8 protein-coding genes and 1 pseudogene are annotated in these 9,420 nt (G+C 58.3%); 8 read left to right on the forward strand and 1 reads right to left on the reverse strand.

What is annotated here, in order from left to right:
• Positions 1 to 258 (forward strand): annotated as a pseudogene (locus EU800_RS27755) (hypothetical protein); the annotation flags it as partial.
• 105 nt (positions 259 to 363) lie between these two features.
• Complete coding sequence (locus EU800_RS25230; protein ID WP_129636234.1) at positions 364 to 1,293, forward strand: transcriptional regulator; 930 nt, start codon at positions 364 to 366, stop codon at positions 1,291 to 1,293.
• 162 nt (positions 1,294 to 1,455) lie between these two features.
• On the opposite strand, the gene EU800_RS27760 is transcribed toward EU800_RS25230, so the two are convergent.
• Positions 1,456 to 1,959 (reverse strand): hypothetical protein, encoded by a 504-nt coding sequence (locus tag EU800_RS27760; RefSeq protein WP_242500828.1) that lies wholly within the window; start codon positions 1,957 to 1,959, stop codon positions 1,456 to 1,458.
• On the opposite strand from EU800_RS27760, the gene EU800_RS25235 reads away from it, so the two are divergent.
• The 6 genes from EU800_RS25235 (at position 1,933) to EU800_RS25260 (ending at position 9,288) form a co-directional block, all read left to right on the forward strand.
• Positions 1,933 to 2,934 carry an alpha-L-arabinofuranosidase C-terminal domain-containing protein gene (locus EU800_RS25235; protein WP_242500829.1) on the forward strand — a complete coding sequence of 334 codons (1,002 nt, stop codon included), beginning with the start codon at positions 1,933 to 1,935 and terminating at the stop codon, positions 2,932 to 2,934. The two genes, EU800_RS27760 and EU800_RS25235, sit on opposite strands and share 27 nt — an antisense overlap.
• A gap of 59 nt (positions 2,935 to 2,993) precedes the next feature.
• Positions 2,994 to 4,244 (forward strand): extracellular solute-binding protein, encoded by a 1,251-nt coding sequence (locus tag EU800_RS25240; protein WP_129636236.1) that lies wholly within the window; start codon positions 2,994 to 2,996, stop codon positions 4,242 to 4,244.
• 75 nt (positions 4,245 to 4,319) lie between these two features.
• Complete coding sequence (locus EU800_RS25245; protein ID WP_129636237.1) at positions 4,320 to 5,195, forward strand: carbohydrate ABC transporter permease; 876 nt, start codon at positions 4,320 to 4,322, stop codon at positions 5,193 to 5,195.
• Entirely contained in the window at positions 5,192 to 6,034 is an 843-nt protein-coding gene (locus EU800_RS25250; protein WP_129636238.1) for a carbohydrate ABC transporter permease, read from the forward strand. The genes EU800_RS25245 and EU800_RS25250 overlap by 4 nt, the downstream gene beginning before the upstream one ends.
• Before the next feature lie 49 nt (positions 6,035 to 6,083).
• On the forward strand, positions 6,084 to 7,145 hold the full coding sequence (locus tag EU800_RS25255; RefSeq protein WP_129636239.1) for an ABC transporter ATP-binding protein: 1,062 nt from the start codon (positions 6,084 to 6,086) through the stop codon (positions 7,143 to 7,145).
• Between the two features lies 1 nt (position 7,146).
• Complete coding sequence (locus tag EU800_RS25260; RefSeq protein WP_129636240.1) at positions 7,147 to 9,288, forward strand: beta-galactosidase; 2,142 nt, start codon at positions 7,147 to 7,149, stop codon at positions 9,286 to 9,288.
• Positions 9,289 to 9,420: the final 132 nt, after the last annotated feature.

Raw genomic sequence — 9,420 nt, forward strand, 5'->3', positions numbered from 1 at the left:
ACTTCATCAAGGCCAGCGGTCAATGGTGCCGCGCATAAAGGCCGGACAAATGACTGCAGCTTGCTTCGACCAAAGTCACACAAGAAATCCCTTGCAAAACCGGGGTCGTCCACAAATGACACCACCCATCTCCCGCTTCTCGGACAACGCCTCATGGCCCTGGACCCCGACCGTCAGGTCGCCGAACTTCAAGTTCGTGTTGCCGTCATGAATGGCTTCACCGAGCTTGGAATACCTGTCACAGAAGCCATGGGATAAGTCTGTCCGGGGAAAGGGGAAGCTTGGCCGCCACCTGAATTGCGCAACAGAGTCTTTGTGTGTATTTGTTCTTCTGATACATAACCAAATCAAACGGCGCCGACGGTGAGTGGAAAATTCAAGATACTGGACCCTGTTCGCGACTTTGCGATCGTTAAAGGCATGGCCTCGGAAACCCGCATCGGCATCCTGAAATTCTTGCACGAGAATGGCCCGACAAATGTAAATGTCATCTCCGAGCGCCTTGAACTTCCACAATCTTCCGTATCTACGAACGTCCGGGTTCTTGAAGAAACTGGGCTGGTCGTGACTGAGGCGCGCAAGGCACGTAAGGGAACCCAGAAGATCTGCCGCGCCGTCTTCGACGAACTCATCGTCTCGTTCATCGGCGACACTCAGACGGTCGAGGGAGACAGCATCGACGTCTCGATGCCGCTCGGCCTCTTTTCTGATTACAGCGTGACCGGACCATGCGGGATGTGCTCCCCCGAGGGCATCATCGGGCTGCTGGACGTGCCGTCGACCTTCCTCGATCCCGAACGGATGAAGGCTGCCCTGCTGTGGTTCACCAGCGGGTATGTCGAATATCAGTTCCCGAATAATGCAAAAGTATCAGGGAGTTCCGTAGACGCGATCGAGATATCGGTAGAACTGAGCTCGGAAGTTCCCGGAACTTCGCCCGATTGGCCCTCGGATGTCACGGTCTCGCTGAACGGCGTCGAGCTCGGCCTATGGACCTCTCCGGGAGATTTCGGCGACAAACGTGGCGTTTTCACTCCGAATTGGTGGAAACTCAAAGGGTCACAATACGGTATGCTCAAAACGTGGTCAGTGACCAAGACTGGAACCTTCGTCGACGGCGTGAAGATCTCCGATGTAATAGTGGACGATCTCGATCTCTCCGGGCACGGGTCGATTCGGCTTCGGATAGAAGTCAAGGCCGACGCGAGGCATCCCGGAGGAGTGAACATATTCGGACGCGGCTTCGGGAACTACGACCAGGACATCCTTTTGCGCCTCAGGAAGAGCGCTTGATCAGACACTTGCCGTAAAGATCCATCGAGACCCGAACAGTTCTGTTGACCGGAGACGATCATCAGGTCAGTATTATGTAAATCGGTATATATCCTAAAAGTGGGTTTTTATGGAGGGGAGGCCATGAAAGTTCGGTGCACCGTTCATCGGGACTTCAGGGTATCAAGAATAGACGATCGCCTTTACTCCGCGTTCATCGAACACATGGGGCGGGCAATCTACTCCGGGATATTCGAGCCCGGCCATCCCGCCGCCGATGCGCATGGATTCCGTCAGGACGTTCTCGCCTTCGTTCGCGACCTGAATATCCCGGCCATTCGCTACCCGGGCGGAAATTTCGTCTCGGCCTACGATTGGAAAGATGGAATTGGGCCAGTGCACGAACGGCCAATCCGGCTGGATCTGGCCTGGCGGTCCACGGAAACCAACAGGATCGGCACCAACGAATTCGCAGCTTGGGCGGATCTGGCCGGGATCGAGATGATGCTGGCTGTAAATCTCGGCACCGGATCTCTTCAGGATGCCCGGGAGTTCCTGGAATATGTTAATTACCCGGGCGGCACGGCCTGGTCCGACCTGCGCCGGTCGCACGGCGTCGAGCGGCCCTACGGCGTAAAGATGTGGTGTCTCGGCAACGAGATGGACGGGTCCTGGCAGATAGGCCACCGGAAAGCCAGGGACTATGGCCGGATCGCGGACGAAACGTCAAAGGCCCTCAAGACGCTGGACCCGGGGATCGAGACAATTGTCTGCGGATCTTCCAACGACGAAATGGAGACCTATCCGGACTGGGAGCACACCGTACTCGAAGAGTGCTACGAGAATGTCGACTACATCTCGCTGCACAAGTACTTTGGTAACCGAAGCCGCGACACGCTGAACTTCTTTGGCAAGATCGAGCAGACCGGCCGTTACATTCAAGCGATTGCTGGCACAATCGATCATGTGAAAGCCCGCAAACGGGCGAAGAACGACGTCTATATCTGTTTCGATGAATGGAACGTCTGGTACCATAAGCGCGCCGAGGAAAAAGAAAAAATTCGAAAGTGGGACTGGCCGGAGGCCCCCGCATTGCTCGAGGAAGACTATAACTTCGAGGATGCGCTTTTCGTCGGAGGCCTGCTGAACGAGTTCATCCGGCGCTCGGATCGTGTGAAAATCGCCTGTATCGCGCAACTGGTGAACGTGATTGCGCCGATCCGGGCGGAACGGGGTGGACCGGCATGGCGGCAGACCATCTACTGGCCCTACCAGATGGCCAGCCTGTACGGGCGTGGCGAGGCAATGGCGGTCCATGTCGATGGACCGACCTACGATTGCCGCGTCGCCGAGGATGTTTCGTATCTGGATGTTGCGGTCACCCACGATCCAGCCGCGGCAATGCTGACGGTCTTTGTCCTCAACCGGCACCTGAGCGAAGCGGCCGATCTGGACATGGACCTTGCCGGCTTCACTCCCGGTGAGATCGCCTTGCATCGCGTCATGGAGGGACACGAGTTGCGGGCGACCAATTCCGCAACGGCTCCCGACCGGATTGCACCGGTGAAAGGCCATGATGCGGCAATCGACGAGGGGCGGCTTCGCGCACGCCTGAATCCGCTCTCGTACAACGTGATCCGGATAAATCTGAGCCAGGAATAACGAACTCTGAAATCAGTGGATCGAGGGCCAACACAACAGTTAATCTTAGGGAGGATAAGATGACCATCAGACTGAAAGCGACGACAATCCTCGCCGGGTTCGCACCGGCGGTTCTTCTGGGGGCCATGGCGACGACCGCGGTGGCTCAGGATGCCATTCGGGTGATCAGCCACCGCCAGCCTGCGCTCGAATACTACACGAACCAGATGATCAAGGCATTGCCCGAGGGCCGGGTCACGGCCGAGTTGATGCCCATCGACAAGGAACTCGAATTGGCTTCGATCACCATGTCATCGCAATCCGATGCCATCGATGTGGTCTACCTAAACGACGCCTCTTTTCGGCGGTTTGCGGCCAACGGATGGCTGGAACCGCTCGACGATCTCTGGGAAAAATACAAGGACGAGTACGACCTCGACGATTTCCCGCCATCGGTCATCGAGGCCGTAAGCTATGACGGGCACATCTATTCGATGCCCATTCTGACCAACACGGAGCTTTTCTTCTACCGCAAGGACCTGCTGGAAGAGGCGGGGATAAACCCGCCGGCAACAATGGACGACTACATGGCTGCCGCAGCGGAAATGAACTCTCCGCGTCGGGCCGGTACGATCATGTCGCTGAAGCCAGTAGACGCAGCACTCAACGAAGCGCACTGGTACATGAATGCGATTGGCGATGGCTGGTTTGACGAAAACTGGCGGCCAATCTTCAACAATGAGGCGGGCGTCAAGGCGATCACCGCGTTGAAGGAGATGTCGCAATATGCACCGCGCGGGTTCACCTCGCATGCCAACGACGAGTCGACGATCAACCTGCAACAAGGCCTCGCGACAATGGGCCTTCAATGGTTCACGCGGGCTGCCGCAATGGACAATCCCGAACAATCGCGCGTTGTCGACCTGATCGACTGGGTCGCGCCGCCGGGCGGTGGAGCGCGAATCGCCAACGACGGCTATGCAATCTCGAAGTTCTCTTCTGCAGACAGGGAAGAAGTGTTCAAAATGCTTGCGGAAGCAGCGAGCAAGGAGAGCATGCTTGAGGGGGCGAAGTTCTCAATGCCGCCTCGGCTATCGATTCTGGAAAACGCAGACTTGGCGAAGCAGTACCGCTGGTATCCAGCGGCCCGGAAAGCGTTGGAAACCGGCGCCGCATTTCCCGCAATGCCTGACTTCTTGGACGTTGGCGAGATCGTGACCCGCCATATTCTGCGGGCTGTGACCGGCGAGGCAGAGGTCCAGGCGGCCCTGGATCAAGCGGCACAGGAGACTGAGGAGTTGCTTGCCTCCCGCGGCTACTACGAAAACTGAGTCTCCCTTGGTCCGCAGCTCCGTAAGAGCTGCGGACATCTCAACTCGTTCTTCGCAAAAAAGGGGAACCGAGCAATGGTTCGCTGGCAACGTGGACTGTGGCTGTTTTTCCTGCCGAGTTTCGGGCTGCTGGCGGTCGTTCTGTTGTGGCCGCTTGGTTACGCCATCTACCTGAGCTTTTTCGACTATTACCTCGGTTCGGATGTACGCAGCTTCGTCGGGCTTGGGAACTATGCCGACCTTCTGACGGAAGGCCGGCTGTGGAATTCCATGTGGACCACGATCCTGATTGCCTTCGGGTCGGTCGCGCTCGAATTCATCGTCGGCTTTGCACTCGCCCTGGCGCTATACCGGCTGCATCAAAGCGCAAAGGTCTTTTCTGTCCTGCTGTTTCTGCCGCATATTGTGACGCCGGTTGTCGCGGCTCTGTTCCTGAAATGGATGCTTGCTTCGAATTGGGGTTTCATCGACGCGACATTGCTTACCTTTGATATCGTGCCCCCCGACTGGCTCGGAGACCCGATCTGGGCCAAGATCAGCGTCATTCTCGCGGACGCCTGGGTGTTCACCCCGCTCGTCATGATGGTGCTCTACGCGGCCCTGCAGGGGCTCGACACGTCGGTTGTCGAGGCGGCCCAGATTGATGGCGCCAACAACTGGCGCGTTCTTCGGCATATCATCGTGCCGGCGCTGATCCCCGCCATCATCTTCACCATTTCGGTTCGACTGATGGATGTCTTCCGCTTCTTTGACATCATCTACGTGCTGACAGGCGGCGGGCCGGGCACGGCGACGGAAACCATTACGATCTATACCTATCAACTTGGCTTCCGGATGCTGGAGGTCGGCAAGGCCTCTGCGCTCGGGGTCATAACGCTCATTGTCGTTGCCAGCTTGCTGTTGACGATCAACCGCGTACTCAACTCCATTTACAGGGGAGGCGATCAATGAGCGTCGCGAGCATCCAGAGGAAGCGGCGGCGCGAGACCTACCTGGTCTTTATCGCGCTCTGCGCGTTTACGTTCGTGAACCTGATGCCGCTGATCTGGGCAGTCCTGACCTCGCTGAAAGATCCGAAGGACGCGTTCACTATTCCGCCGACGATCATCTTCGAGCCGACTCTCAAGTACCACTGGGAGGTCTGGTTCGAGAACGACTTTGTCCGCTATCTCAAGAACAGCCTGATAATCTCCGCCGGAACGGTGTGCATCTCGATTCCTGCGGGCAGCCTCGCGGCCTATGCGCTCTCGCGGATACCGCGTCGCAATGCCGGACCAATTCTGAGCGCGCTTTTCACGATCCGGATGTTCCCGCACATGTTGCTGGCAATTCCGTTCTTCGTGATGGGCACGTTCCTTGACCTGATCGATTCCTACTTGTTGCTGATCCTTGCACTGGTGGCGATCAACCAGCCCTTCACCATATGGCTCATGCATGGCTTCTTCCTCGAGATTCCACGGGACCTGGACGAGGCGGCGGCGATTGACGGCTGCTCGAGCTGGCAAGCGTTTCGCATCGTTATCCTGCCCCTCGCTCGTCCGGGAATGACGGTGGCCGCACTGTTCAGCCTTCTACTTTCCTACAACGAGTTTCTCTTTGCGCTGGTGCTCACCGGCACGAACACCAAGACGTTGCCGGTCGCGATCGCCTCGTTCGGCGGTGAGGATATCACGGCCTGGTCGCTTTCGGCGGCCGGGGCGATCGGGATCATGTTGCCAATCGTTCTCGTGATGCTCGCCCTGCAACGGCACCTTGTTCGCGGTCTGACTGCGGGGGCCGTGAAGGGGTAATGCGAACCGGCGCACCGATTGGCAACGAAACGAACAGGAATGGAATGTCATGGCATCCTTGACCATTCAACACGCGACCAAGTCCTTCGGTGGGTTGGAAGTTTTGCATGGAGTCGACATCCAGATCGCGGATGGCGAATTCGTCGTGCTCGTCGGACCGTCCGGTTGTGGCAAGTCGACCCTGCTGCGGCTGATCGCCGGTCTGGAAGACATTACCCAGGGTGAAATTCTGATCGGTGACAGGGAAGTGAGCCATCTCCACCCCAAGGATCGCGATATCGCCATGGTCTTTCAGTCCTACGCGCTCTACCCGCACATGACCGTGGAGGAGAACATGGGTTTCTCTCTGAGAATGCGCGACGTCAACCTGTCCGAGCGCAAGGACAAGGTCCGCGCGTCGGCCGAGATCCTGGGTCTGACCAACCTTCTGGGCCGCTATCCCCGGCAACTTTCGGGGGGGCAGCGGCAGCGCGTCGCGATGGGCCGGGCCATTGTCCGCGACCCGAAGGTCTTTCTCTTCGACGAACCGCTATCGAACCTCGATGCAAAGCTCCGCGTGCAGATGCGCTCGGAAATCCGCGAGTTGCACAAGAAACTCGGGACGACAATCGTCTACGTGACCCACGATCAGATCGAGGCGATGACGATGGCCGACACGATTGTCGTCATGCGCGACGGCTATGTCGAACAGATCGGGTCTCCGCTCGACCTCTATGACAGGCCGGCCAATATTTTCGTCGGAAGTTTCATCGGGTCCCCGGCGATGAACATGCTGGAGGGCCGGATCGGTGGCGACCGACAGTCCTTTGTCTCGAACCGGGGCACCCAGATCGCGTTCGGCGCTCCGGTTTCGCCAGAAGCAGATCGAAAGGTGATACTGGGCATCCGGCCCGAGGATATTGGCGTTTCCGAAACCGGAACACCGGCCATGGTTCGGCAGGTGGAACCGACCGGTGCGGATCTTCATGTCAACCTTGATCTGGACGGCGACGGGTTCACGGCGTTGTTCCACGAACGTTTGCCCTTGGAAGAGGGGCAGAACATGGGCCTGAAAGTTCTGGCTGACCAGGCTCATTTCTTCGATCCGGACAGCGGAAAGAGGATCGAATAGCATGCCACGGCCCACGGAACCGCGGCCCCTATCGGTCTGGAGGCCGATCGAAACCCGGACCTTTCTCCTGGGCGCGGCGCATTACCCCGAGCAGGTGGCCCCCAGCTTTCTCCAACGCGACGCGGAACGGATGGCAGAGGCCGGTTTCAACGTGGTCCGGCTTGCAGAATTCGCGTGGAACAGGCTCGAACCGCAGGAAGGCGTTTTCGATTTCTCCTTTTTTGACCGGGCGATCGAGGTCTTTGCGCAGAACGATATCAAAACGATTCTGTGCACCCCCACCGCAACCCCGCCCCGATGGCTGACTCTTGCCTATCCAGAGGTCCTTAGGGTGGACGTGAACGGGCGCCCGACCAGCCATGGTTCCCGCCAACACGCGGACACGACGAATCCCGTGTTTCGCGACCACTCCCGCCGGATTACCCGCGCGATGGCCGGGCACTACGCGGGTTGCGGCCACATTATCGGGTGGCAAACGGACAACGAACTGAACCACAGCGTCTCGACATCCTACTCCGATAGCGCCGCGGAAGAATTTCGCAAGTTTCTCGCCACACGCTATGGCGAGATTTCGGCGTTGAATTTCGCCTGGGGCGGGGATGTCTGGTCTACGGGCTATCAAAGCTTCGAGGAGGTTGTGCTTCCCTTCGACATGGCTCCGGTATCCTGTGGACCGGGTCATGTTCTTGACTATCACCGGTTTCTTGCATGGGCGACGGAACGCTTCCAGCGCGAGCAAGTGGATATCCTTCGTGAAGCGAATTCCGAATGGTTTATCTATCACAACGTTGGAAGGATGAACGACCTTGACCTTCGAGGGGGATTTGCCCGTGACCTCGATTTTCTCGGTTACGATGTCTACCCACTGCTGCAGGATGAACGATTGCGTAGCGGTAGCGCCGGGCACGCGCAGGCGTTCTTTCTGGATATCGTGCGCGGCAATGCCGGAAACTTCCTTGTCCCTGAGCAAATGAGTGGGCCCGGGTCCCAGCCGCTATTCTCTACCCTTACGCCAGAGCCGGGAGAAATGCGCCGTATGGCTTACAGTTCGATCGCACATGGCGCGGATGGAATCCTGTTCTTTCGCTGGCGTCCGGCCCATTCGGGCGCGGAGATCTATTGGGGTGGCCTGCTGGATCACGACGATGTGCCACGCAGACGTTACCATGAGGCGGCTGCATTTGCGTCGGAGGTCAAGGCGCTCGAAAGCAAGATCCTTGGGACGCACGTCCATATGAACGTGGGGATCGCCGGCAGCGATTTCGACAACCAGGAGGCGCATGCCGCCTGCAACATGGGCCTGCCAAGCCTTCAGGAAGCGGCGCTGGTGTTTCATCGCCACTGCCACCGCCGCGGCATGGCCGCCGGCTTTATCCATCCGGAAGACGACCTTGCCTCGCTCAAGCTGCTATTCGTGCCGAACTGGCCAATCTGGAATAGCGAATGGACGGCCGCTGTGGACGCGTGGGTTCGGAAGGGCGGTACATTGATCCTGGGTGCACGAACAGGATCACGTGACAGCAACAATCGTGTCATTGCCACCGCCGCGCCAGGGCACGGCCTCGCGAACCTGTCCGGTATTACCGTCGAGGAGTTCGGTCGATTGACTCCACCCGGCGACGACGGTCTGGATGTTGCCCCCGGTGGAGAACGCTACATGGCCGCGCCCGGATCGGGCCCGGCGGAATCCGCTCGGCGGCGGTATCACTTTAGGTTCGGTGGGCGGGAATACACGGCCGCACATCTTTACGAAACCCTTGAAGGCGTGGAAGACACGGATGCTGTCGGCGTCTGGAGCAGCGGGTTTCTGATGGGCAAAACCGCGATCTCCAAACGCAACGTCGAACAGGGGCAGGTCTACTACGTCGGAACCTATTTGACCGAAGATCTCATGGAAGCGGTCGAATCCGAGGTTTTTACGCAATCAGGGATCTCGCCAATCGTGCCGGAACTACCGGAAGGCTGCGAAGCCGTTCTTCGGGTAAAGAAGGACACGCGCTTGCTGTTTCTGCTCAACACGTCCTCGGATCCGGTCGATTTCACGTCGCAACCGGAAGGCCGCGTCATGATCACTGATGCGGAACCGGGAGAACGACTTCGACTGCCACCGCATGGGTGCCACATCCTTTCTCTGGGAGAGTAAGAGGAGGTGTCATGTGTGGACGTATATGGACCCCGCCTGATTGCAACGCCTGATCTGGTCGGGTTCGAGTTTCGCAATTGCGGACGTATATCCGGCTTCCTTGAGCGGCCCGATACTTCGCCGCCGCGAGCC

The sequence above is a fragment of the Tropicimonas sp. IMCC6043 genome (assembly GCF_004146235.1).
GTDB lineage: Bacteria > Pseudomonadota > Alphaproteobacteria > Rhodobacterales > Rhodobacteraceae > Tropicimonas.